Source organism: Klebsiella sp. C349492, from assembly GCF_042055345.1.
Lineage (GTDB): Bacteria > Pseudomonadota > Gammaproteobacteria > Enterobacterales > Enterobacteriaceae > Klebsiella > Klebsiella scottii.
The window spans coordinates 148,525-171,472 of the sequence record NZ_JANQCE010000008.1 but is presented as its reverse complement, the minus strand read 5'-3'; the positions used below and the strand labels follow the sequence as shown (position 1 = coordinate 171,472).

General features: G+C 58.9%; 19 protein-coding genes and 1 riboswitch. Of the genes, 5 read left to right on the top strand and 14 right to left on the bottom strand.

Features of this window, described 5'->3' with window-relative positions; translation table 11 throughout:
* Positions 1-128 precede the first annotated feature (128 nt).
* The 4 genes from polB to araB all read right to left on the bottom strand — a co-directional run bounded on the left by polB (position 129) and on the right by araB (position 6,585).
* Entirely contained in the window at positions 129-2,486 is a 2,358-nt protein-coding gene (polB, locus tag NWP14_RS24385; protein ID WP_375216128.1) for a DNA polymerase II, read from the bottom strand.
* Positions 2,487-2,583: 97 nt separating this feature from the next.
* A complete protein-coding gene (araD, locus tag NWP14_RS24380) occupies positions 2,584-3,279 on the bottom strand; it encodes an L-ribulose-5-phosphate 4-epimerase (protein WP_095104107.1) in 696 nt (231 codons plus the stop codon).
* A gap of 83 nt (positions 3,280-3,362) precedes the next feature.
* Positions 3,363-4,865: an L-arabinose isomerase gene (araA, locus tag NWP14_RS24375; protein WP_375216127.1), complete on the bottom strand. Its 1,503-nt coding sequence runs from the start codon at positions 4,863-4,865 to the stop codon at positions 3,363-3,365.
* Positions 4,866-4,875: 10 nt separating this feature from the next.
* Positions 4,876-6,585 (bottom strand): ribulokinase, encoded by a 1,710-nt coding sequence (araB, locus tag NWP14_RS24370; RefSeq protein ID WP_375216126.1) that lies wholly within the window; start codon positions 6,583-6,585, stop codon positions 4,876-4,878.
* Positions 6,586-6,922: 337 nt separating this feature from the next.
* Between araB and araC the strand changes: the two genes are divergently transcribed.
* Both araC and NWP14_RS24360 read left to right on the top strand, forming a co-directional pair.
* Positions 6,923-7,768: an arabinose operon transcriptional regulator AraC gene (gene araC / locus NWP14_RS24365; protein ID WP_095103805.1), complete on the top strand. Its 846-nt coding sequence runs from the start codon at positions 6,923-6,925 to the stop codon at positions 7,766-7,768.
* Positions 7,769-7,896: 128 nt separating this feature from the next.
* Complete coding sequence (locus NWP14_RS24360; protein WP_375216125.1) at positions 7,897-8,661, top strand: DedA family protein; 765 nt, start codon at positions 7,897-7,899, stop codon at positions 8,659-8,661.
* Here the strand turns inward: NWP14_RS24360 and thiQ are convergent.
* From thiQ to sgrR, 4 genes are all read right to left on the bottom strand, one after another.
* Positions 8,648-9,349: a thiamine ABC transporter ATP-binding protein ThiQ gene (gene thiQ / locus NWP14_RS24355; RefSeq protein WP_375216124.1), complete on the bottom strand. Its 702-nt coding sequence runs from the start codon at positions 9,347-9,349 to the stop codon at positions 8,648-8,650. The two genes, NWP14_RS24360 and thiQ, sit on opposite strands and share 14 nt — an antisense overlap.
* Positions 9,333-10,943 (bottom strand): thiamine/thiamine pyrophosphate ABC transporter permease ThiP, encoded by a 1,611-nt coding sequence (gene thiP / locus NWP14_RS24350; RefSeq protein ID WP_375216123.1) that lies wholly within the window; start codon positions 10,941-10,943, stop codon positions 9,333-9,335. The genes thiQ and thiP overlap by 17 nt, the downstream gene beginning before the upstream one ends.
* The gene (thiB, locus tag NWP14_RS24345; RefSeq protein WP_095103797.1) at positions 10,919-11,902 is read right to left on the bottom strand and encodes a thiamine ABC transporter substrate binding subunit; all 984 of its coding nucleotides are present in this window, start codon (positions 11,900-11,902) and stop codon (positions 10,919-10,921) included. Before thiB ends, thiP begins: the two co-directional genes overlap by 25 nt.
* 32 nt (positions 11,903-11,934) lie before the next feature.
* Positions 11,935-12,081: riboswitch (TPP riboswitch) on the bottom strand.
* Positions 12,082-12,141: 60 nt separating this feature from the next.
* Complete coding sequence (gene sgrR / locus NWP14_RS24340; RefSeq protein WP_095103795.1) at positions 12,142-13,797, bottom strand: HTH-type transcriptional regulator SgrR; 1,656 nt, start codon at positions 13,795-13,797, stop codon at positions 12,142-12,144.
* 87 nt (positions 13,798-13,884) lie between these two features.
* On the opposite strand from sgrR, the gene sgrT reads away from it, so the two are divergent.
* The gene (gene sgrT, locus NWP14_RS24335; protein WP_095103793.1) at positions 13,885-14,037 is read left to right on the top strand and encodes a glucose uptake inhibitor SgrT; all 153 of its coding nucleotides are present in this window, start codon (positions 13,885-13,887) and stop codon (positions 14,035-14,037) included.
* A gap of 185 nt (positions 14,038-14,222) precedes the next feature.
* A complete protein-coding gene (locus tag NWP14_RS24330; protein WP_095103791.1) occupies positions 14,223-15,407 on the top strand; it encodes a sugar efflux transporter in 1,185 nt (394 codons plus the stop codon).
* A gap of 38 nt (positions 15,408-15,445) precedes the next feature.
* On the opposite strand, the gene aroD is transcribed toward NWP14_RS24330, so the two are convergent.
* The 6 genes from aroD to leuL form a co-directional block, all read right to left on the bottom strand.
* Positions 15,446-16,201: a type I 3-dehydroquinate dehydratase gene (gene aroD, locus NWP14_RS24325; protein ID WP_346430402.1), complete on the bottom strand. Its 756-nt coding sequence runs from the start codon at positions 16,199-16,201 to the stop codon at positions 15,446-15,448.
* Positions 16,202-16,297: 96 nt separating this feature from the next.
* Positions 16,298-16,903, bottom strand: coding sequence for a 3-isopropylmalate dehydratase small subunit (gene leuD, locus NWP14_RS24320; RefSeq protein ID WP_095103788.1), 606 nt, complete (start codon positions 16,901-16,903; stop codon positions 16,298-16,300).
* 10 nt (positions 16,904-16,913) lie between these two features.
* Positions 16,914-18,314, bottom strand: coding sequence for a 3-isopropylmalate dehydratase large subunit (gene leuC, locus NWP14_RS24315; protein ID WP_331834557.1), 1,401 nt, complete (start codon positions 18,312-18,314; stop codon positions 16,914-16,916).
* Positions 18,315-18,316: 2 nt separating this feature from the next.
* The gene (gene leuB, locus NWP14_RS24310; RefSeq protein ID WP_375216122.1) at positions 18,317-19,408 is read right to left on the bottom strand and encodes a 3-isopropylmalate dehydrogenase; all 1,092 of its coding nucleotides are present in this window, start codon (positions 19,406-19,408) and stop codon (positions 18,317-18,319) included.
* Positions 19,408-20,979, bottom strand: a complete 1,572-nt coding sequence (leuA, locus tag NWP14_RS24305) for a 2-isopropylmalate synthase (protein WP_095103785.1) — start codon at positions 20,977-20,979, stop codon at positions 19,408-19,410. Before leuA ends, leuB begins: the two co-directional genes overlap by 1 nt.
* A gap of 94 nt (positions 20,980-21,073) precedes the next feature.
* Entirely contained in the window at positions 21,074-21,160 is an 87-nt protein-coding gene (gene leuL / locus NWP14_RS24300; protein ID WP_115193567.1) for a leu operon leader peptide, read from the bottom strand.
* A 603-nt stretch (positions 21,161-21,763) separates the two neighbouring features.
* On the opposite strand from leuL, the gene leuO reads away from it, so the two are divergent.
* The gene (leuO, locus tag NWP14_RS24295) at positions 21,764-22,732 is read left to right on the top strand and encodes a transcriptional regulator LeuO (RefSeq protein WP_331834604.1); all 969 of its coding nucleotides are present in this window, start codon (positions 21,764-21,766) and stop codon (positions 22,730-22,732) included.
* The last annotated feature ends 216 nt before the right edge of the window (positions 22,733-22,948 follow it).

The following is a 22,948-nucleotide window of genomic DNA, read 5'->3' as shown; positions in this document are numbered from 1 at the left end:
TTCGGCTCTTTAGTTCTTAAATTGCAGGCAATAGTTGATCATCTCCGAATAGGCTGGAGAGAGATCAAAATTGGGTCCAGGAGTGGAAAGGGCGCTATGGTACTGGATGCTGCGGTGATAGTCACCTGTCAAAATAGCCCCAGCTGCCCTGTCACTATTGTAGCAAAATCATCGTCGACAAAGGGAAGTATTCCTTCCGCGACCGGCTGTAATTGTTTCGACAAATAGTGCTCGTAATCGAGCGGCGACTGCTGATAATCGACCGGCTCCGGCCCGCCGGTGGTCCAGACATATTTGATGCTGCCGCGCTGCTGGTACTGCTGCGGCCTGCCCAGCCTGACGTTGTGCTCGTCGGCAAGCCTTGCCGCGCGGACGTGCGGCGGAACGTTGCGCTGATATTCCGCCAGCGGTCGGCGCAGCCGCTTACGGTAGATCAGCCGATCGTCGAGCTCGCCGTTCATCAGCTGACGAATCGTCTCCAGGACGTAGTCACGATAGGGCTGGTTGCGGAAAATGCGCAGGTACAGCTCCTGCTGAAACTGCTGGGCCAGCGGCGTCCAGTCGGTTCGCACCGTCTCCAGCCCTTTAAAGACCATTCTCTGCTCCTGCGCCTCCTGAATCATTCCGGCGTAGCGCTTTTTGCTGCCGGTATCGGCCCCGCGGATGGTCGGCATTAAAAAGCGGCAGAAGTGGGTTTCAAACTCCAGCTCCAGGGTGCTGGTAAGGCGCGCTTTCCCCAGCTCGGCGGCCCACCAGTCGTTGACATAGGCCACCAGCGAACGGCCGATTTTCGCCGCCTCTTGTTCATCATGGGCGCGCCTGAGCCAGACAAAGGTGGAATCGGTGTCGCCATAGATAACGTCATAGCCCTGAGACTCAATCAGCGCTTTGGTCTGGCGCATGATGGCGTGGCCGCGCATGGTGATTGACGAGGCCAGCCGCGGGTCGAAAAAGCGGCAGGCGCTGGTGCCGAGCACGCCATAAAAGGCGTTCATAATGATCTTCAACGCCTGAGACAGCGGCTTGTTTTTATGCCGCTTGGCGTCGTCGCGGCCGTGCCAAATCTGGCCGACGATACCCGGCAGACAGTGCTTCTCGCGGGAGAAGCGCGCGCCGAGAAAGCCTTCGGTGCTGTGCTCGTCATCGGGCAGGGCGCCGCCTTCGACGAGCCCCACCGGGTCGATCAGGAAGGTGCGAATAATCGAGGGATACAGGCTTTTGTAGTCCAGCACCAGCACCGAATCGTACAGGCCGGGGCGGGAGTCCATCACGTAGCCGCCGGGGCTGGCCTGCGGCGGAACTTCGCCGAGGTTTGGCGCAACGTAGCCCAGCCGGTGCATGCGTGGAAAATAGAGGTGGCTGAAGGCGGCCACCGACCCGCCGTGGCGGTCGGCGGGCAGGCCGTTAACCGTGGCGCGTTCCAGCAGAAACGGCACGATCTCCGTTTTCTGGAAGATGCGCGTGACCAGCTCGCAGTCCTGCAAATTGTAGGTTGCCAGCGCCGGCTTATCCTCGCTGAAGCGGCGGTCGATTTCGTCCATCCGATCCCAGGGATTATCGATGGCTTTGCCTTCACCCAGCAGCTCGCGCGCTACCGCCTCAAGTGAAAAAGAGGGGAAGCTCCAGAACGCGGATTTCAGCGCCTCAATGCCGTCGATAATCAGCCGCCCGCTGGCCTGGGCGAAGAATACGCCATTTTTAAAACCGTGCTCGCGCCACTCCAGCTCGCTGTTGCCGCGGCCGAGCAGCAGCGGAATACGGTAGCGCTCGGCGTGTTTTTGCAGCACGCGCAGGTCGAACTGCACCACGTTCCAGCCGATCAGGATGTCCGGGTCGTGGGCGGCAAACCAGGCGTTGAGCTTTTCCAGCAGCTGCGGGCGGCTGGCGACGTACTCCAGCTGAAAATCGACGGCGGGAGAGGCCGCCGGCTCTGGCCCGAGCATGTAGACGACCCGCTGGCCGCAGCCTTCCAGGCCGATGCAGTACAGCTCGCCGTGGCGGCTGGTTTCGATATCCAGCGATACCCATTTCAGCGGCGGCCGGTAGTGCGGGCTGGCCTTCATGCGGGCGTTGAGCAGCTGCGCTCCTCGTTTTTCGCCCTCGACCCAAACCGGCGCGGTAATAAAGCGCTCCATCAGATAGCGCTCCGGCGGGCGGATATCGCCTTCGTAGACGGTAACGCCCTGTTCGCGCAGCTTCTTTTCGAGGCGCATCAGCTGGCGATGGGCGCGGCAGTAAAGGCCAAAAACCGGCTGGCGGTGAAAGTCTTTTAGGCTGAGGGGGGCGAGGCGCAGGCCGTTTTCGCCCTGCAGCAGGCGTTCAGCCTGGGCACGCTGCGCTTCGGGGATAAATGCCACGGACTCCTGCGGCGGCAGGGTGACCTGAAGGGGGCCGTCGTCGGTCGCCAGCCAAAAGGTCAGCTCCGTGCCCTGCGGGGTATCCCGCCAGTGACGGGTCAGTAAGAAACCTTCTCGTGGCTGAGTCACGCCGTGCTCTCATCAAGTCAAACCAGGCCTGAGTATAGCCTGGTTCACGGCGCGATGCTGGGGTTTTATACAGGTATTTTGACCCGTCCCGGCGGCGCTACTGCCCGTAATAGGCCTTCGCGCCGTGCTTGCGTAAATAGTGCTTATCCAGCAGGGTTTGCTGCATATCCGGCAGCTGCGGCGCCAGCTGGCGGCAGAAAATCCCCATATAGGCGATCTCTTCCAGCACAATCGCGTTATGCACCGCATCTTCCGCGTTCTTCCCCCAGGCAAACGGGCCGTGGGAATGCACCAGCACGCCGGGCATTTGCGCCGGGTCGATGGCGTTCTCGCGGAAGGTTTCGACGATAACGCGCCCGGTTTCCCACTCATATTCCCCGTTGATTTCGCTGTCGGTCATCAGGCGGGTGCAGGGAACCGCGCCGTAGAAGTAATCGGCGTGGGTGGTGCCGGTCGCCGGGATTGACTGGCCCGCCTGCGCCCAGATGGTCGCATGGCGTGAATGGGTATGGACGATACCGCCGAGGGTCGGGAAGGCCTGATACAGCAGGCGATGGGTTGGGGTATCCGACGAGGGTTTCTTTTTCCCTTCCACCACTTCGCCGGTTTCCAGGCTCACCACCACCATATCCTCAGCGCTCATCGCGCTGTAGTCGACGCCCGAAGGCTTGATCACCAGCAGGCCCCGCTCGCGGTCGACGGCGCTGACGTTGCCCCAGGTTAAGGTCACCAGGTTGTGCCTGGGCAGCGCGAGATTGGCTTCCAGAACCTGACGTTTCAGATCTTCTAACATTGTGTACTCCGAATAGCGGGTCAGCACAGTTTCCCCTCTTCTCCTCTCCTTAGCGGCGGAGAGGGAGAAGAGGGGGCGACCTCTTAACGTTTGCCGGCGTAATAAACTTCGTTCCAGCGCAGCGCATCTTTGAAGGAAGGCAGGCGGGTTTCGTTATCAATGACGGTCAGCTCGATATCCTGCAGCTCCGCAAACTGGCGCATATCTTCGAGAGTCAGGGCGTGGCTGAAGACGGTATGGTGCGCGCCGCCGGCAATGATCCAGGCTTCGGACGCGGTGCGGAGATCCGGCTGCGCTTTCCACAGCGCGTTGGCTACCGGCAGCTTCGGCAGAGCGTGCGGGGTAGGCACCGTTTCAATGGTGTTAACCAGCAGGCGATAGCGATCGCCGAGATCGATCAGGCTGGCGACGATCGCCGGGCCGGTTTGGGTGTTGAAGATCAGGCGCGCAGGGTCGGCTTTACCGCCAATGCCCAGCGGCTGAACGTCGAGGATCGGTTTTTCCGCCGTGGAGATGGTTGGGCAGACCTCCAGCATATGCGAGCCGAGCACCAGATCGTTGCCGTTGTCGAAGTGGTAGGTGTAATCCTCCATAAAGGAGGTGCCGCCCTGCAGACCGGTTGACATCACCTTCATGATGCGAAGCAGGGCGGCGGTTTTCCAGTCGCCTTCGCCCGCAAAGCCGTAGCCCTGCTGCATCAGACGCTGCACGGCGAGACCCGGAAGCTGCTTCAGGCCGTGTAAATCTTCAAAGGTGGTGGTGAAGGCGTGGAAGCCGCCCTGCTGCAGGAAGCGCTGCATTCCTAGCTCGATACGCGCGGCATCGAGAACGTTCTGCCGCTTATCGCCGCGGACCTGCGCTGCCGCAGTCAGCCGGTAGCTGCTTTCATACTCATCTACCAGGGCGCTGATATCGCCTTCGCTGACGTCGTTGACCACCTGCACCAGATCGCCCACCGGCCAGGTATTGACCGAGAAGCCGAATTTGATCTGCGCGGCGACCTTATCGCCATCGGTGACCGCGACTTCGCGCATGTTATCGCCAAAGCGGCAGACTTTCAGATGACGGGTATCCTGTTTCGAGACCGCCTGGCGCATCCATGAGCTGATGCGCTGATGGGCGTCCCGATCCTGCCAGTGGCCGGTCACCACGCTATGCTGCTGGCGCATACGGGCGCCAATAAAGCCGAACTCGCGGCCGCCGTGCGCGGTCTGGTTGAGGTTCATAAAGTCCATATCGATGCTGTCCCACGGCAGCGACGCGTTGTACTGGGTGTGGAACTGCAGCAGCGGTTTATTGAGGATGGTCAGGCCGTTAATCCACATCTTGGCCGGAGAGAAGGTGTGCAGCCACACCACCATGCCGGCGCATTTATCATCGTAGTTAGCGTCGCGGCAGATGTGGGTGATTTCGTCCGGCGTGGTGCCCAGCGGCTTTAATACCAGCCGGCACGGCAGTTTTGCCTCCGCGTTCAGGCTGTTCACCACGTGCTCGGCATGCTTTGTGACCTGACGCAGCGCTTCCGCGCCGTACAGATGCTGGCTGCCAATCACGAACCAGACTTCATAGTTATCAAAAATCGTCATTTTGGTGTCCTTAATGGGTGAGAGCTGGCTGAGATTGCGAGGCCTTTTCCGCCTGTGCAGCCGAAGGGAGATACTGTTGTTCAGCGCTGACTGACCATTGCCGGTAGCGCTGATAGAGCTGTTCGAAGCGCTGCGCCTGGGCCGGACGCGGCTGCAGGGTGCTTTCCACCCGGCTTGCCATATGCTGCTGGGCCGTTGGAATATCGCTATATACGCCGGCGGAGACGGCGGCAAAGATGGCCGCACCCAGCGCGCAGCACTGATCGGAGGCGACAATTTGCAGCGGCCGGTTCAGCACGTCGCAGCAGGCCTGCATGATGACCGGGTTTTTGCGCGCGATGCCGCCCAGCGCCATCACGTTGATGACCGGGATCCCCTGGTCGGTGAAGCACTCCATAATGGCGCGGGCGCCGAAGGCGGTTGCCGCAACCAGGCCGCCAAACAGCGCCGGCGCATCGGTGGCGAGATTCAGATCGGTTATTACGCCTTTCAGGCGCTGGTTAGCGTTTGGGGTGCGCCGTCCGTTGAACCAGTCCAGCACCACCGGCAGATGGTCGAGCGAGGGATTTTTCGCCCAGGCTTCGGTCAGCGCCGGCAGCAGCTGTTTCTGGCTGGCGCGGATCTGCTCTTTCAGCTCCGGATGGGCAAGCGCCAGCTGCTCCAGCGGCCAGCCGAGAATGCGGCCAAACCAGGCGTAGATATCGCCAAAGGCCGACTGCCCGGCCTCCAGACCGATAAAATCGGGCACCACGCTGCCGTCGACCTGGCCGCAGATGCCTTTCACCGTGCGGGCGCCAACGCTCTGCTTATCGGCGATCAGAATGTCGCAGGTGGAGGTGCCGATGACTTTAACCAGCGTATTAGGCTGCGCGCCGGCGCCTACCGCCCCCATATGGCAGTCGAAGGCGCCGCCGGAGATGGTGACCGTTTCCGGCAGACCCAGGCGCTGGGCCCATTCGGCGCAGAGGGTGCCGACCGCCGCGTCGGCGGTCCAGGTCTCGCTAAACAGCGGCCAGCTGAGGTGCTGATTGATAATGGGGTCGAGCTCGTCGAAGAAGCTGGCCGGCGGCAGACCGCCCCAGTCGGCGTGCCACAGCGATTTATGCCCGGCGCTGCAGCGGCCGCGACGAATATCCTGCGGGCGGGTGGTCGCGGAGAGCAGCGCCGGAACCCAGTCGCACAGCTCAATCCATGAGGCCGCGGCCTGCGCAACGGCGCTATCCTGACGGGTGACATGGAGGATCTTGGCCCAGAACCATTCGCTGGAGTAGATGCCGCCGATGTAGCGGGAGTAGTCCTCTTTGCCCGGCTGGTGGCACAGGCGGGTGATGGCTTCCGCCTCTTCTACCGCGGTATGGTCTTTCCACAGCACGAACATCGCATTCGGGTTGTTGGCGAACTCTTCCCGCAGGGCCAGCACGTTGCCGTCGGCATCGACAGGCGCCGGCGTCGAGCCGGTGCTGTCAACGCCGATACCGACGACGGCGGCGCGCTGCCCGGGGCTCAGCAGCGCCAGCACGCTTTTCAGCGCGGCTTCCATTGATTCAATGTAATCACGCGGGTGGTGGCGGAACTGATTATTCGGGGCGTCGCAAAATAGCCCCTCCTGCCAGCGTGGGTACCACTCTACGCTGGAGGCGAGCTCTTCGCCGGTGACGCATTCCACTGCCAAAGCGCGAACTGAGTCACTACCAAAATCGAGGCCAATCGCAATTGCCATGCTGTTACTCCATGCTAAAAACCATTCATGGTGAAACAGTAGATATCCTCGGGAAAAACCGTCAGGCCGTATTCGCTAATCTTATGGACTATATTGCTATGTCATCGCAAAGTGTGACGCCGTGCAAATATTCAATGTGGACTTTCCTGCCGTATTTATAGACACTTTTGTTATGCGTTGGAATGGCTTACATTGAGCGGTGTCGTCGATTTTTGCTGAAATCAGGCGGGTTTTAATTCGAATTTCAACCCGCATCCCATTACGGGAAGCGCGCTTAGGGATAAAATAACGAATATGGACAATTGGTGTCCAGAGCCTCTCCGGGAGAGCTGAGTTTATGGCTGAAACACAAAACGATCCTTTGCTACCGGGCTACTCTTTTAACGCCCACCTGGTTACGGGGCTGACGCCGATTGATGCGGATAGCTATCTGGATTTCTTTATTGACCGCCCGCTCGGCATGAAAGGTTTTATTCTTAATCTGACGATTCGCGGTGAAGGGGTGATCAACAACCAGGACGAACAGTTTGTCTGCCGGCCTGGCGATATTTTACTCTTCCCGCCGGGGGAAATTCATCACTACGGCCGCCACCCTGATGCCCGCGAGTGGTATCACCAGTGGGTCTACTTCCGCCCGCGGGCCTACTGGCACGAATGGCTGAACTGGCCGACGATTTTCGCCCACACCGGATTTTTCCGTCCCGATGAGCAGTGGCAGGCGCGCTTTGGCGAGCTTTTCGGCCAGATCGTCGACGCCGGACAGGGGGCCGGGCGCTACTCTGAGCTGCTGGCGATCAATCTGCTGGAACAGCTGCTGCTGCGGCGCATGGAGGCCATTAACGAATCCCTGTACCCGCCGCTGGATAACCGGGTCCGCGACGCCTGCCAGTACATTAGCGATCACCTGGCGGACAGCCATTTTGATATCGCCAGCGTCGCCCAGCACGTGTGTCTGTCGCCGTCGCGGCTGTCGCACCTGTTCCGCCAGCAGCTGGGCATCAGCGTGCTGGGGTGGCGGGAAGATCAGCGCATCAGCCAGGCCAAGCTGCTGCTGAGCACCACGCGAATGCCCATCGCCACGGTGGGACGCAACGTTGGCTTTGAAGATCAGCTCTATTTCTCGCGGGTATTTAAAAAATGCACCGGCGCCAGCCCGAGCGAATTCCGCGCAGGATGTGAATAAAACGTAAATAAAGTGAAATGATGCCCCGGAAAATTGTCACAACCGGTAAACTATTCAGACAATTGATGGCTTGACGAAGGCGCGACGGCTCTGGAGAATCCGTGCTTCGTTTTTAAACCGGGCACACTATGCAAGCATTGCTGGAACATTTTATCACCCAATCCACGGTCTACTCGCTGATAGCCGTGATGCTGGTCGCCTTTCTTGAATCGCTGGCGCTGGTGGGGCTGATACTGCCGGGTACGGTGATGATGGCCGGACTGGGCGCGCTTATCGGCAGCGGTGAGGTTAACTTCTGGCAGGCGTGGCTGGCGGGGATCGTCGGCTGTTTATTCGGCGACTGGATCTCATTCTGGCTCGGCTGGCGGTTTAAAAAACCGCTGCATCGCTGGTCGTTTATGAAGAAAAACAAGGCGCTGCTTGATAAGACCGAGCACGCGCTGCACCAGCACAGCATGGTCACGATCCTGATCGGGCGCTTCGTCGGGCCGACGAGACCGCTGGTGCCGATGGTTGCCGGAATGCTTGACCTGCCGGTCGCGAAGTTTATTCTGCCGAATATTATTGGCTGCCTGCTGTGGCCGCCGCTCTACTTTTTACCAGGCATTCTTGCCGGCGCGGCCATTGATATTCCCGCCGATGAGAACAGCGCCAGCTTTAAGTGGCTGCTGCTGGGCGCCGCGCTGCTGGCGTGGCTGGCGGGCTGGCTCTGCTGGCGCCTGTGGCGTAGCGCGAAAACAAGCGATCGTCTGACCCGGCTGCTGCCGCGTACGCGTCTGCTGTGGCTGACGCCGCTGGCGCTGGTGCTGGCGGGCGTGGCGTTAACCCTGGTGATTCGCCACCCGCTGATGCCGGTCTATCTCAATATTCTGCACCAGGTTATCGCGCGCTGATCCCTAACAGATGGGAGGCGCTGCTGTTGCCGCTTAAGAGCGCATCGGTGGCGCCATCCCAGGCGATACGCCCGTCGGCCACCACCAGCGATCGCGGGGCGATGCGGGCCGCATCCTCCACGCTATGCGACACCATCAGCAGCGTCAAATTCCGGCGCTGACAAACCTCCGCAACCAAAATCAGCATCTCCTGGCGTAGCGCCGGATCGAGCGCGGAAAACGGCTCATCCAGCAGCAGTACCGGCTGCTCGCGCACCAGACAGCGCGCCAGCGCCGCCCGCTGCCGCTGACCGCCGGATAGCTCGTCGGGAAGCCTCTCCAGCAGGGAATCAAGGCCCATCTGTTCGGCAATAGCCTGCAGACTGGCGTTTTGCCCGGCGCTCAGCTTAAGCCCTGGGTGCATGCCAAGGCCGATGTTCTGGCGGATGGTGAGATGGTTAAAGAGGTTATTTTCCTGAAACAGCATTGATACCGGGCGACGGGCGGGCGGCGTATCGGTATGCGGCTGACCGTCGATGACGATGCTGCCGCTCGCCGGCGGCAAAAAGCCGGCGATCAGATTCAGCAGCGTGCTTTTCCCCGCCCCGCTGGGGCCGAGTACCGCAATGCGTTCGCCGCGCTGTACGGAGAGGGTGAAACGCATCGGCAGGTGCTGGTACAGCCAGGTTACATCATTCAGTTTTAACATCACGGCCCGGTAGCTTCTCAATCACGGTAAAGAGGACAAAGCACAGCGCCAGCAGCAGCAGGGCGGTAACGGCACCGTCCTGGCTACGATAGGCGCCAATCTGCTGATACAGATAGAACGGTAGGGTGCGGAAATCGTCGTTGCCGAACAGCGCCACCACGCCGAAATCACCGATCGACAGCACGCAGGCAAAGGCCAGCGCCTGGGCCAGCGGGCGCTTCAGGGCGCGAAGCTCTACGACCCGCAGGCGGGTAAAGCCGCTCATCCCCAGCGATTGGCAGAGCATGCCGTAGCGCACGGCGACGTCGCGCATCGGGTTTTCCAGCACCTTCAGCGCATAGGGGATCGCCATCAGCGCATTGGTGAAGATAACGATGCCGTCGGCGGAGTCGGGCAGGCCAACGCTATTATTGAGCAGTAAAAAGAAGCCGGTCGCGAGCACAATTCCCGGCATGGCGAGGATCAGCATCCCGCTGAGCTCCAGCGCCTGGCCGGCCAGCGGGCGGCGGCGGATGCGCAGCTCGCGGCTGCTCCACAGCAGCATCATCGTCAGAATAACGCTGAGTATGCCGGCGGCCAGCGCGATGCGCAGGGAGGTCGATAAGGCTTGCCATAGCGCAGGCTGGGCCAGCACCCGCGGCAGATTGTTATTCAGGCCATCGATGACGACCGCCAGCAGCGGCGGCAGCAGCAGCAGCAGCGCGATCGCGATGAGCACGAAATCGGTCAGGCGGCTGTGCAGGCGATCGTCAGGGTCGCGCCAGCCGCGAACGTGGGTCACGCCGATCGCCAAGGCCTTGCTCAGGCGCTGGCTGAGCAGCACCAGCCCGAGGCAGCAGCTCATCTGGATCAGCGCCAGCATCGCCGCGCGGGCCGGGTCGTAATCAAAGCTCAGCGCCTGGTAGATCGCCAGCTCGATGGTAGTGGCCCGAGGGCCGCCGCCAAGAGAGAGGACGGTAGCGAAGCTGGCGAAGCAGAGCATAAAGATAAGCGCCGCCACCGGAGGAATTTGCCGCCGCAGCCACGGCCACTCCACGAAGCGGAAAAAGTGAAAGCCGCGCATGCCAAGCTGGGCCGCAATTTGCCGCTGTTCGCCGGGAATATTCTCCAGCGCCTGCAGCAGCAGGCGGGTCGCCATCGGCATATTGAAGAAGACGTGCGCCAGCAGAATTCCCTGCAGCCCGTAAGGGGAGAAATCCCACCGCCATCCCAGCGCGCTAAATGCCGCCGCCAGCCAGCCCTGACGGCCGTAAACGCTGAGGATGCCAAATACCGCCACCAGCACCGGCAGGATAAGAGTCATCGCGCACAGGCGCAGCAGCAGCGTGCGGCCGGGAAAGCGGCGCCGGTAAAGGGCGCGGGCAAGAAAAATAGCCGGCACCACCGAAAGCAGCGCCGAGAGAAACGCCTGCCAGAAGGAGAAGCGGACGACGTGCCAGAGATAGCTGTCGCGAACGATCGCCAGCCAGGCCGCCTCCGGCGCGCTGCTCCAGAGCGCCAGAAAAGCGGCCAGCGCCACCACGACCAGCACGGCGGCGGCCGTCAGGCCCGGCAGCAGCCAGCCGATAGTTAGCGGCTGACGGCGCGTTGCCATGCGTTAATCCAGTTCTGTCGTTCGCCAGCGACCTGCTGCGGAGTGAACTCCAGCGTGGTCTGCGGTTTGACCAGCGCGTCAAAGCCGGCAGGGAGCGTCACCTGGGTGACCGGGTACATCCAGTTGCCCGCCGGAATCGCATTCTGGAAACCCGGAGAGACCATAAACTTAAGGAACTTCTCCGCCAGCTCCGGCTGCTTGCTGGCCGCGGTGCGGGCCGCCACTTCGACCTGCAGGTAGTGGCCTTCGCTGAAAGCGGCCGCCGCGTAGTTATCTTTTTTCTCTTCGATAATGTGATAAGCCGGAGAGGTGGTATAGCTCAGCACCAGATCGCTTTCCCCCTTCAGGAACAGGCCGTAGGCCTCGCTCCAGCCCTTGGTCACGGTGACGGTTTTCGCCGCCAGCTTCTCCCAGGCCTGAGGGGATTTGTCGCCGTACACTTTCTGCATCCACAGCAGCAGGCCGAGGCCCGGCGTGCTGGTGCGCGGATCTTCGTAGATCACCCGCCATTTCCGATCGCTCTCAACCAGCTCTTTCAGGCTTTTTGGCGGATTTTTGAGCTTGTTTTTATCGTAGACGAAGGCGAAATAGCCGTAATCAAAGGGTACGAAGGTATCGTTGTTCCAGCCGCCAGGGACCGTAAGCGCGTCGGTCGGCACGTTGCTTTTGGCGAACAGCTTGCTTTGCGCCGCCGCTTCCAGCAGGTTGTTGTCCAGTCCGAGGACCACGTCGGCTTTGCTGTTTTTGCCTTCCATGCGCAGGCGATTCAGCAGCGAGACGCCATCTTCCAGCGCCACGAACTTCAGCTCGCAGCCGCAGTCGGCTTCAAAAGCCTTTTTGACGGCCGGGCCTGGGCCCCAGTCCGCAGAAAAGGAGTCGTAGGTATAAACGGTGAGAACGGGTTTAGCCAACGCGGGAGCGGCGACCAGCACCAGCAGCGGGAGTAATTTTTTCAACACTTTGCACCTCACAAAAAAGGGGTGGCAAAGGATTTTGAGTGAGCCTCAAATCCCTTCGCCGGCGTTATCCGGATCAGGTTCGACGGGTATTTTCTCAGCCCATACGCTTCATCCTGCAGGCTGTCTCAATGCAACCTGAATGAAGCGGCGTATGTTTATTAGCACCCCGTTGAGAACGGCGACCAGTGTAATGATTTTGTTAGCGGACCGAAAGTGCTTCAGCGTCAGGTGGCAAGGCTCTACGGTTCCGGCGGCGCAAACCACGCCGATTTAAAATCAAACCAGCCGAGGGTGTTCATTCTCACACCGCGCATGCTGCGCTGCCCCTGGATCATCAGCCAGTGGTGGATCAGTGGCACGATCGTTTGATTAGCCAGCAGCTGCTGACTCCAGGTTGCGGGGTTTAACTCGCCCGCATGCCAGCGGCCGGCATCCTCCTGCCAGTCAATCGGGATGCAGTGGCGAATAAGCGGAACTTCATAAAGCCAGGCGAACAGGGAAAAGTCGATCGGTAGGGTAAAGTTGGCGCTGTTTAGCCAGATATCGCTGACAACCTCGCCGCGATGCCACTCCGCGTATTCCAGCTCCCGAATCTCCAGCCTGACCTGATGTTCGGCTAACAGCGTCGCCATAATGCCGCCGATCGCGCGATGCTCAATATGGTCCTGGTAATAGGTCAGCGTCACCGACTCCAGGCCCGCGGGCTTCTCGCAGGCGTGGCTGCGCGCGTGGTGCCAGCGCGGCAGCAGGCCGTAGGCCGGGAACCAGTTGCCCTGGTAATGTTCGCCCGCGTGATAGAGCAGGTTCGCCGGCTGGAACAGATAGCTCAGCCACTGGCGTACGGCTGCATTGGCGCCAAGCGGGCTGCGGGAATCAAACAGCAGGTAGTAGCAGCCTTCTTCCAGACGACTTTCGACGGCTTTCTCGCTCTGCGTGGTGCCCTGCAGGGTTAAGCCGCCGTTCGACTCTTCGCCAATCTCCGGCAGCACCCAGACGTTGACCTCGTCAATTAATGCCCGATAGCCGAAGTAGTCGTCGAAAGCATGGATCTTTAGCTGATTTTGGTTATTGCGCGCCACCGCATAGGGCCCGGTACCGATCGGCATCGCGGAGTAGTTCTCCATCGACTGCCATTCGCGCGGCAGTATCACCGCGGAAACCTGGCCCAGCAGCCACGGCAGCCAGCGATCCGGCTGGGTCAGATGGATATCCAGCGTCCAGGCGGTAGGCGAGACGATGCGCTCAATATGGGAGTAGAGCGGCAGGGCGTTGCTGCGCTGCAAAGAGGCGATCACATCCTCCATTTCCAGTTCGCGTCCGTGGTGAAAGTGGATGCCGGGACGCAAAAAGAAGCGCCAGTGGGTGGGTGATAGCTGCTGCCAGTGGTGGGCAATATCGGCTTCCAGTTCCCCATTTTCCTCATTTACCCGCGTCAGGGCGCTGAAGATTTGCCGGGCGATATGGTTTTCCGAACGGCGCAGAGCGCTGCCGGGGAGCAGATTTTTCATCGGCCGGTAGTAGAGCACGCGCAGAATATGCCGCCCCTGGCGAAAGCTCCGTCCGAGATGAGAGACCAGCATCTGGCGCACGGCGGCCTTATCGCCGACCAGCTGCACCAGCTGATCGATGCGATCCTGCTCCAGCAGATCTTCCGCCCGCTGCTGCTGCAGCGCCAGGCCGGTGTAAAGGAAGGCCAGCTTCGATCGCTTACCGCGTCCCGCTTCCGCCTCCCAGGTTAGCCAGCCGCGCTCTTCCATCATGTTCAGCAGGGTTCTCATATGGCGGCGCGAACAGCTTAGCATCTCCGCCAGCTCGTTGAGCGTCGTCTCCTGCGACCTGCCTTCGCAGCATTGCCATAAGCGGATGAACTGTTGTTGCAGACGGGCGGAAGACATAAAAGGGGAACTCCTGATGAAAACTCAGCAATTTATTAATCCCTATATTAGGCCAATAATAGATTCCGATGAAGCGAGGAGATGAATATGATGAGGTCAACCGCTAAGCAGTTCTACCAACGCTACTTTTCTGCGACGCAGGATGCGTCATGGCTAGCCCGCCTGATGGCAGGACGACAGCAGGAAATACTCGGCGAGCTGATGCAGTGGGGAGTTACGTCACCGACCTCTGAGCGTTAACTTGCAGACATCATGTGTGACTGAGTATTGGTGCGTACCTGTCGTCTTTCACGTTCCCGGCGTTGCCGCGGTCCGCTCATAATGGCCGCCTGCCTGTAACCTGAAATCGATTGAGTATAAAATCACCCGCCAGCAGATGACTTCTGCTGGCTTTTTTCGTTTTCTTCGCGTGCTAAGGACATGACATGCTGTGGTTAATGACAATGGGGCGGCGGCTTAACGGCGTCTACGCGGCTTTTATGCTGGTCGCTTTTATGATGGGGATTGCCGGCGCGCTGCAGGCCCCGACGCTCAGCCTGTTTCTCAGCCGCGAAGTAGGTGCGCAGCCTTTCTGGGTTGGGCTGTTTTATACCGTTAACGCCATTGCCGGGATCGCGGTCAGCCTGGCGCTGGCGAAGCGATCCGATAGCCAGGGCGACCGCCGCCGGCTGATTATGTTCTGCTGTCTGATGGCCGTGGGCAACGCGCTGCTGTTTGCGTTTAATCGCCACTACTTAACCCTGATTACCTGCGGCGTAATGCTGGCATCCATCGCCAATGCCGCGATGCCGCAGCTGTTCGCCCTGGCGCGGGAGTATGCCGACAGCTCGGCGCGGGAAGTGGTGATGTTCAGTTCAATCATGCGCGCCCAGCTGTCGCTGGCGTGGGTTATCGGCCCGCCGCTGGCCTTTATGCTGGCGCTGAACTACGGCTTTACCACCATGTTCTCCATTGCGGCCGCTATTTTTGTGATTAGCCTGGCGCTGATCGCCTGTAAGCTGCCGTCGGTGGCGCGGGTGGAGCAGCCTTCGGAGGCGGCAGGCGCGGTGGCGCAGGCCGGCGGCTGGCAGGATAAAAACGTGCGTATGCTGTTTATCGCCTCGACGCTGATGTGGACCTGCAACACCATGTACATCATCGATATGCCGCTGTGGATCAGCAGCGATCTCGGCCTGCCGGATAGCCTGGCCGGGATCTTAATGGGCACCGCGGCCGGGCTGGAGATCCCGGCGATGATCCTTGCGGGCTACTATGTCAAACGCTGGGGCAAGCGTAGCATGATGGTCGCCGCCGTGGCCGCCGGGGTGTTGTTCTACGCCGGGCTGATCCTGTTCCACGACCGCACGGCGCTGCTGGCGCTGCAGCTGTTTAACGCGATTTTTATCGGTATTGTCGCCGGGATCGGCATGCTGTGGTTCCAGGACCTGATGCCGGGACGCGCGGGAGCGGCCACCACGCTGTTTACCAACAGTATTTCCACCGGCGTAATCCTGGCCGGCGTGCTGCAGGGGGCGCTGTCGCAAAGCTACGGCCACGCCAGCGTTTACTGGGCGATTGCGGCGATTTCGCTGGTCACCCTGTTTTTGACCTGCAAAGTTAAAGATATCTAGCCCGTTACCCGCTCGCGGAGCGCCGCGGGCGGCAGGATTCAGGAGAGGATATCGATCGTTTCCCGCAGCTGCCGGATGGCGATTTGCCCCGGCGCGGAGGCCTGGCCCGCGCTGCCGAACGTCATCGCTGAGCCAAACAGTCGCCCGGTAACCCGGCTGATGCCGCCCATTTTGCCCATCGACATGGTGATGATCGGGCGGGTAGCGTACTTCTCTTTCATGGACAGCGTGGCGGAGAGTAGCGTCAGCACATCCTGCGGAGATTGCGGCATGACCGCTATTTTCGGCAGGTCGGCGCCCAGCTCCTGCATGCGGCAGAGGCGGCGAATAATCTCTTCCTCGGGCGGCGTCTTCTGGAAATCATGATTGCTGACGATCGCCTTAACGCCGGCGGCATGGGCATCGTCGATCAGCGATCGGATCTGCGATTCATCGTTGAAGAGCTCAATATCAATCACCTCGACCAGCCCGCTGAGCGCGACCTGACGGTTAAGCGCAAAATAGTCCGCCTCGTCGAGCTGCGCCTCGCCGCCCTCTTTTTGGCTACGGAAGGTGAACAGCAGCGGCGTATCGGCGAGGATCTGGCGAATGTCAGCCAGCGCCAGCATTACCTGCTCGCTTTCGCCAACCTGCGCAAAGCCGTCGGCACGCCATTCGATAATATCGGCGTCGACCTCCGCCAGCGCCCGAGCACGGGCCTTCAGCTCATCGAGGGTTTGGCCCATCAGCGGAACGCAAATGTGGGTTGAACCTTCCTGGAAGGTGATGTTCTTCACCGTAACGGTTGTCGTCATATCAGCGCCTGTGCGTATTTCCTGAGGCCTTCTGTCGCTGAGAAGGCATAAAAAAATGCCCGGTCAGTGGACCGGGCAGGGGAGCCGCTGGCGGCTTTAGTTCATAAAGGCCGGCTGCTTATTCTCGTAGGCGGAGATCGCCTCTTCGTGCTGCAGCGTCAGGCCGATGCTATCGAGGCCGTTAAGCATGCAGTGGCGGCGGAAGGCGTCGATTTTAAAGCTGTACGACCTGTCGCCCGCTTTAACCACTTCGGCTTCCAGATCCACCTCGAACTTAATGCCCGGGTTGGCCTGCACCAGCTTAAACATCTCGTCGACCTGCTCGTCGCTCAGCGTGACCGGCAGCAGCTGGTTGTTAAAGCTGTTGCCGTAGAAGATATCGGCAAAGCTGGGGGCGATAACCACTTTAAAGCCGTAATCGGTCAATGCCCACGGCGCATGTTCACGCGAGGAGCCGCAGCCGAAGTTTTCCCGCGCCAGCAGAATCGAGGCGCCTTTGTACTCCGGGAAGTTGAGGACGAATTCCGGATTCGGCTGCTGTCCCTGATCATCGAGGAAGCGCCAGTCGTTGAACAGATGCGCGCCAAAACCGGTGCGGGTGACTTTCTGCAGGAACTGCTTGGGAATGATCGCATCGGTATCGACGTTTGCGGCATCCAGCGGCACCACCAGGCCCGTATGTTGGGTAAATTTCTCTGCCATGATGGTCTCCTTATTTGATGTCGCGGATGTCGGCAAAATGGCCGCTAACGGCCGCCGCTGCGGCCATTGCCGGGCTGACTAAGTGGGTACGTCCGCCGCGGCCCTGACGGCCTTCAAAGTTACGGTTGCTGGTGGATGCGCAGCGCTCGCCCGGGTTCAGGCGGTCGTTGTTCATCGCCAGACACATGGAGCAGCCCGGCAGGCGCCATTCAAAACCGGCTTCGATAAAGATTTTATCCAGGCCTTCTGCTTCCGCCTGGGCTTTCACCGGGCCTGAACCAGGCACCACTAATGCCTGCACGCCTGGCGCCACTTTACGTCCTTTGGCGATCTCCGCCGCCGCGCGTAAGTCTTCAATGCGCGAGTTGGTACAGGAGCCGATAAAGACTTTATCAATTGCGACTTCGGTCAGCGGGATGCCCGGCTTCAGGCCCATATAGGCCAGCGCTTTTTCCGCGCTCGCGCGCTCTACCGGATCGGCGAAAGAGGCCGGATCGGGGATCATGTCGGTGACGGAGATAACCTGGCCTGGGTTGGTTCCCCAGGTGACCTGCGGAGCAATCTCTGCGGCCTGTAAGATGACGACGGTGTCAAAGGTGGCATCGGCGTCCGTGGTCAGGGTTTCCCAGTAAGCGACCGCTTCGCTAAAGTCCTCGCCTTTAGGCGCGTGCAGACGGCCCTTCACGTAATCAAAGGTGGTCGCGTCCGGCGCCACCAGGCCCGCTTTAGCGCCCATCTCGATGGCCATATTGCACAGGGTCATGCGGCCTTCCATGCTCAGGTTGCGAATGGCTTCGCCGCAGAATTCGACCACGTGGCCCGTACCGCCGGCGCTGCCGGTTTTGCCGATGATCGCCAGCACGATATCTTTAGCGGTGATGCCGGGGGCCGCCTGGCCCTGGACTTCAATCTTCATCGTTTTGGCGCGGCCCTGCTTCAGGGTCTGAGTTGCCAGCACGTGCTCGACTTCGGAGGTCCCGATGCCGAAAGCCAGCGCGCCGAACGCGCCGTGGGTCGCGGTATGGGAATCGCCGCAGACGATGGTCATCCCCGGCAGGGTCACGCCTTGCTCAGGGCCCATCACGTGGACGATACCCTGATACGGGTGGTTCAGGTCATACAGCTCAACGCCGAATTCGTTACAGTTCTTAATCAGCTCCTGCATCTGAATACGCGCCATTTCGCCGGACGCGTTGATGTCTTTGGTCTGAGTCGAAACGTTATGATCCATGGTGGCGAAGGTTTTTCCCGGCTGGCGCACCTGGCGGTTGTGCGCGCGCAGGCCGTCAAACGCCTGCGGGGAGGTTACTTCGTGTACCAGATGACGGTCGATGTACAGCAGCGGGGTTTCGTTTTGCGCTTCATAAACCACGTGAGCATCAAACAATTTTTCATACAACGTCTTCGCCATGATTACACCCCTTCAGCGACGTAGCGGGCAATAATATCGCCCATTTCATCGGTACTGACCGCCGCCGCACCGCGCGCTAAATCGCCGGTACGGATGCCTTCTTCTAATGCGTGGTTGATCGCGCTTTCGATCGCCGTTGCCGCAGCGTCCGCATCGAGGCTGTAGCGCAGCAGCAGCGCCAGCGACAGGATCTGGGCGATCGGGTTGGCGATGTTCTTGCCGGCGATATCCGGCGCCGAGCCGCCTGCCGGCTCGTACAGGCCAAAACCCTGTTCATTGAGGCTGGCGGACGGCAGCATGCCCATTGAGCCAGTGATCATCGCGCATTCGTCGGACAGGATGTCGCCGAACAGGTTGGAGCACAGCAGCACGTCAAACTGGGACGGGTCTTTAATCAGCTGCATGGTGGCGTTGTCGATGTACATGTGCGCCAGCTCAACGTCCGGGTACTCTTTGGCGATTTCGCCGACGATTTCCCGCCACAAAATGGAGGACTGCAGCACGTTGGCTTTGTCGATAGAGGTCACTTTGCTCCGGCGCTTGCGGGCCGATTCAAACGCGATGTGCGCAATGCGCTCGATTTCAAAGCGGTGGTAAACCTCGGTATCAAACGCTTTTTCGTGATGGCCGCTGCCTTCGCGACCCTTCGGCTGGCCGAAGTAGATGCCGCCGGTCAGTTCACGGACGCACAGAATGTCGAAGCCGTTGGCGGCGATATCCGCGCGCAGCGGGCAAAACTCTTCCAGCCCCTGGTACAGCTTCGCCGGACGCAGGTTGCTGAACAGCTTGAAATGTTTACGCAGCGGCAGCAGCGCGCCGCGCTCCGGCTGCTCTGCGGGCGGCAGGTGCTCCCATTTTGGGCCACCGACGGAGCCGAACAGAATGGCGTCCGCCTGCTCGCAGCCGTCCACGGTTGCCTGCGGCAGCGGGGTGCCCTGGCGGTCGATGGCGATGCCGCCAACGTCATACTGGCTGGTGGTAATGCGCATATCAAAACGGTTACGGACAGCTTCCAGTACTTTCATCGCCTGGTTCATGACTTCCGGGCCAATGCCATCACCTGGCAAAACAGCAATATGATAATTCTTCGACATTACACAGTTTCCTTCTTGTTCTCGTTATTTTGAGCTTTGCGTTGCAACTCTTTTTCGACTTCAGCGGCGCGCCAGATGTTGTTCAGAACGTGAACCATCGCCTTCGCCGAGGACTCTACGATATCCGTCGCCAGCCCGACGCCGTGGAAGCGGCGGCCGTTGTAGTTAACGACGATATCAACCTGGCCCAGCGCATCTTTGCCGTGGCCCTTGGCGCTTAAACCATACTTAACCAGCTCGATGTCATACGCCGTGACGCGGTTGATAGCCTGATATACGGCATCGACCGGGCCGTTGCCGTTAGCCGCTTCGGACTTCACTTCGTCGCCGCAGGCGAGCTTGACGGAGGCGGTGGCGATGGCGTTGGAACCGGATTGAACGCTGAAGTAGTCCAGGCGGAAATGCTCAGGCTCTTCCTGCTGCTTGTTAATAAAGGCCAGCGCTTCCAGGTCGTAGTCGAAGACCTGACCTTTTTTGTCTGCCAGCTTCAGGAACGCGTCGTACAGGTGGTCCATGTTGTAGTCGCTTTCCTTGTAGCCCATCTCTTCCATGCGGTGTTTCACCGCCGCGCGGCCGGAGCGGGAGGTCAGGTTCAGCTGTACCTGATTCAGGCCGATGGATTCCGGGGTCATGATTTCGTAGTTTTCGCGGTTCTTCAGCACGCCGTCCTGGTGAATACCGGAAGAGTGGGCGAAAGCGCCGGTGCCGACGATGGCTTTGTTCGCCGGGATCGGCATGTTGCAAATCTGGCTGACGGTCTGGCTGGTGCGCCAGATTTCGCTGTGATTAATGCGGGTGCGTACGTCCATAATGTCTTTACGCACCTTGATGGCCATGATGACTTCTTCCAGCGAACAGTTGCCCGCACGTTCGCCGATACCGTTCATGGCGCCTTCAACCTGGCGCGCGCCGGCGTGGACGGCGGCAATGGCGTTGCCGACGGCTAAGCCCAAATCGTCATGGGTGTGAACGGAAATGATCGCTTTGTCGATGTTCGGGACGTGATCGTACAGGCCGGTAATGATGTTGGAGAATTCGAACGGCATGGTATAGCCGACGGTATCCGGGATGTTAATGGTGGTGGCGCCGGCGCGGATGGCGGCTTCCACGACGCGAGACAGGTCAGCAATTGGCGTACGGCCGGCATCTTCACAGGAGAATTCGACGTCGTCGGTATAGTTGCGTGCGCGCTTGATCATATACACCGCGCGCTCAATCACCTCATCGAGGGTGCTGCGCAGCTTGGTGGCGATGTGCATCGGCGAGGTGGCGATAAAAGTATGAATACGGAACGCTTCGGCGATTTTTAATGACTCGGCCGCGACATCGATATCTTTCTCTACGCAGCGAGCCAGGGCGCAAACGCGGCTGTTTTTGATGGTACGCGCGATGGTCTGTACGGATTCAAAATCGCCCGGAGATGAGACAGGGAAGCCGACTTCCATCACGTCTACGCCCATACGCTCAAGGGCCAGGGCAATCTGCAGCTTCTCTTTAACGCTCAGGCTGGCCTGTAACGCTTGTTCCCCGTCGCGTAAGGTAGTATCGAAAATAATGACTTGCTGGCTCATGGTTAAATCCTTAATCGGTGTCCTGGGCGCCTTGCTGACGAGCATAAAAAAACCCGCGCAATGGCGCGGGTTTTATAGTCTTACTGGAAGATGACTAACGCTTAACGTCGCCCAGCAGCCTACCGCGCAAATTGGATGCGTTTAGTAGTAGTAGGCTGGTGAAACGAGTGCTGCGAATCATTGCGTCATGCTCCAGATGAAATCGATATGCCTTTAGAGTTACTGGATACGCCTTTTGATGTCAACCCCTGAGGGGGAAAATCGCCTTTTTGCCTTGTCACTGAATTAGCTAATTGTGCTGAAGATCGCGCTTTTTTGCCGACAATCGTTTTTGGCGCCGCGGCAGGGGCGAGACTATTTAAAACATTCGCACAAATTTCTTTTCATTCAAGGCGTCACGTTACCGGGGCGGTAATGGCTGGCATCTTAATGAAAAGACTGAGGATATTTACCCTGTGAATATATTAAAATGAGTTCAGGTTAATTATCTATGATAACGGCATGTTAATTTTAATAGTATATTTAATCGATAGTTTAATGCTGCTTCAATTTAATTTAACTATTCCTGCCGTTGTTTATCTTTATAAGTTATGAGTAAACTTAACACCATCAAGTAATCGATATAGTTAAAATGAGTCGGCCATTTTCTCATCATGCTTATTTTTGTCGAAATCATAACTTTGATATATTCCTAAAATTCATTTTTACCCTTTTGCAAATTTCATATGCGTGCTAAATGATATTTTCGGCATTAATTACTGTACTTGTGCAAAGGGAATTTAGCCTGATGGTGAAATTAGATATGATAATTGAAAGTATTGAATATCAAACAGCCCCTGCGGTGGAAGTGACAAAACCTCAGCTACGAATGGTCGATCTCAATCTGCTCACCGTCTTTGATGCGGTGATGCAGGAGCAAAATATCACCCGGGCGGCACAGTCTCTGGGAATGTCGCAGCCGGCGGTCAGCAACGCCGTATCGCGCCTGAAGGTGATGTTTAATGACGAGCTGTTCGTTCGCTATGGCCGCGGGATTCAGCCAACGGCGCGTGCGTTCCAGCTGTTTGGCTCGGTGCGTCAGGCTTTGCAGCTGGTGCAGAACGAACTGCCGGGCTCCGGCTTTGAGCCAATAAGCAGCGAGCGGGTGTTTAATCTGTGCGTTTGCAGCCCGCTGGATAACTATTTGACGGCAACGATCCTCAATAAAGTTAGCGCCGCCGCGCCAAATATTCATTTGATTTTTAAATCGGCGCTGAATCAAAATACTGACCATCAATTACGTTATCAGGAAATTGAATTTGTGGTTGGCTATGAAGAGTTTCGCCGCCCTGAATTTGCCTGCGTACCGCTGTTTAACGATGAGATGGTATTAGTCGCCAGTCGTCAACATCCGCGTATTAGCGAATTGCTGGCGGAAGACGACATTTATCGGGAAGAGCATGCGGTTGTGGCCCTGGATCGCTATGCTTCATTCAGCCAGCCCTGGTATGACAATCTCGATAAACAGGCGCGAATTGCTTATCAGGGAAATGCGATGGTCAGCGTATTAAACGTGGTTTCGCAAACACAAATGGTGGCTATTGCGCCGCGTTGGCTGGCGGCTGAATTCGCGGATAAGCTTAACCTGCGGCTGGTTACTCTGCCGATGCAGGTTAATAGCCGAACCTGCTATCTTTCATGGCACGAAGCCGCTGGTCGCGATAAAGGCCACCAGTGGATGGAAGAACTGCTGGTCAGTATTTGCCGGCGCTAACCTGTCTCTGCATAATCACAAACGGGAGCCGCGGCTCCTGCTTTGTGATCGGGTAGAAGGGGATATTCTGGCCTGCCGTTGACCGAGGCTAGCGCGGCGGCTCGTTTCGAATGATTTTATCTGTTAATGGGTAGTAAGACAGAATTTTATTCTGTTTGGCGGCCTCAGCTATCCGCAGATTCAGATGAAAAATGGATGATTTCCTGCGGCACGGCG

Excerpts from the sequence above, each read along its gene's own strand:
- araD (WP_095104107.1), bottom strand. The coding sequence starts at position 3,279 with ATGTTAGAAGATCTGAAACGTCAGGTTCTGGAAGCCAATCTCGCGCTG.
- araA (WP_375216127.1), bottom strand. The coding sequence starts at position 4,865 with ATGACGATTTTTGATAACTATGAAGTCTGGTTCGTGATTGGCAGCCAG.
- araB (WP_375216126.1), bottom strand. The coding sequence starts at position 6,585 with ATGGCAATTGCGATTGGCCTCGATTTTGGTAGTGACTCAGTTCGCGCT.
- araC (WP_095103805.1), top strand. The coding sequence starts at position 6,923 with ATGGCTGAAACACAAAACGATCCTTTGCTACCGGGCTACTCTTTTAAC.
- NWP14_RS24360 (WP_375216125.1), top strand. The coding sequence starts at position 7,897 with ATGCAAGCATTGCTGGAACATTTTATCACCCAATCCACGGTCTACTCG.
- thiQ (WP_375216124.1), bottom strand. The coding sequence starts at position 9,349 with ATGTTAAAACTGAATGATGTAACCTGGCTGTACCAGCACCTGCCGATG.
- thiP (WP_375216123.1), bottom strand. The coding sequence starts at position 10,943 with ATGGCAACGCGCCGTCAGCCGCTAACTATCGGCTGGCTGCTGCCGGGC.
- sgrR (WP_095103795.1), bottom strand. The coding sequence starts at position 13,797 with ATGTCTTCCGCCCGTCTGCAACAACAGTTCATCCGCTTATGGCAATGC.
- sgrT (WP_095103793.1), top strand. The coding sequence starts at position 13,885 with ATGATGAGGTCAACCGCTAAGCAGTTCTACCAACGCTACTTTTCTGCG.
- NWP14_RS24330 (WP_095103791.1), top strand. The coding sequence starts at position 14,223 with ATGCTGTGGTTAATGACAATGGGGCGGCGGCTTAACGGCGTCTACGCG.
- aroD (WP_346430402.1), bottom strand. The coding sequence starts at position 16,201 with ATGACGACAACCGTTACGGTGAAGAACATCACCTTCCAGGAAGGTTCA.
- leuD (WP_095103788.1), bottom strand. The coding sequence starts at position 16,903 with ATGGCAGAGAAATTTACCCAACATACGGGCCTGGTGGTGCCGCTGGAT.
- leuC (WP_331834557.1), bottom strand. The coding sequence starts at position 18,314 with ATGGCGAAGACGTTGTATGAAAAATTGTTTGATGCTCACGTGGTTTAT.
- leuB (WP_375216122.1), bottom strand. The coding sequence starts at position 19,408 with ATGTCGAAGAATTATCATATTGCTGTTTTGCCAGGTGATGGCATTGGC.
- leuA (WP_095103785.1), bottom strand. The coding sequence starts at position 20,979 with ATGAGCCAGCAAGTCATTATTTTCGATACTACCTTACGCGACGGGGAA.
- leuL (WP_115193567.1), bottom strand. The coding sequence starts at position 21,160 with ATGATTCGCAGCACTCGTTTCACCAGCCTACTACTACTAAACGCATCC.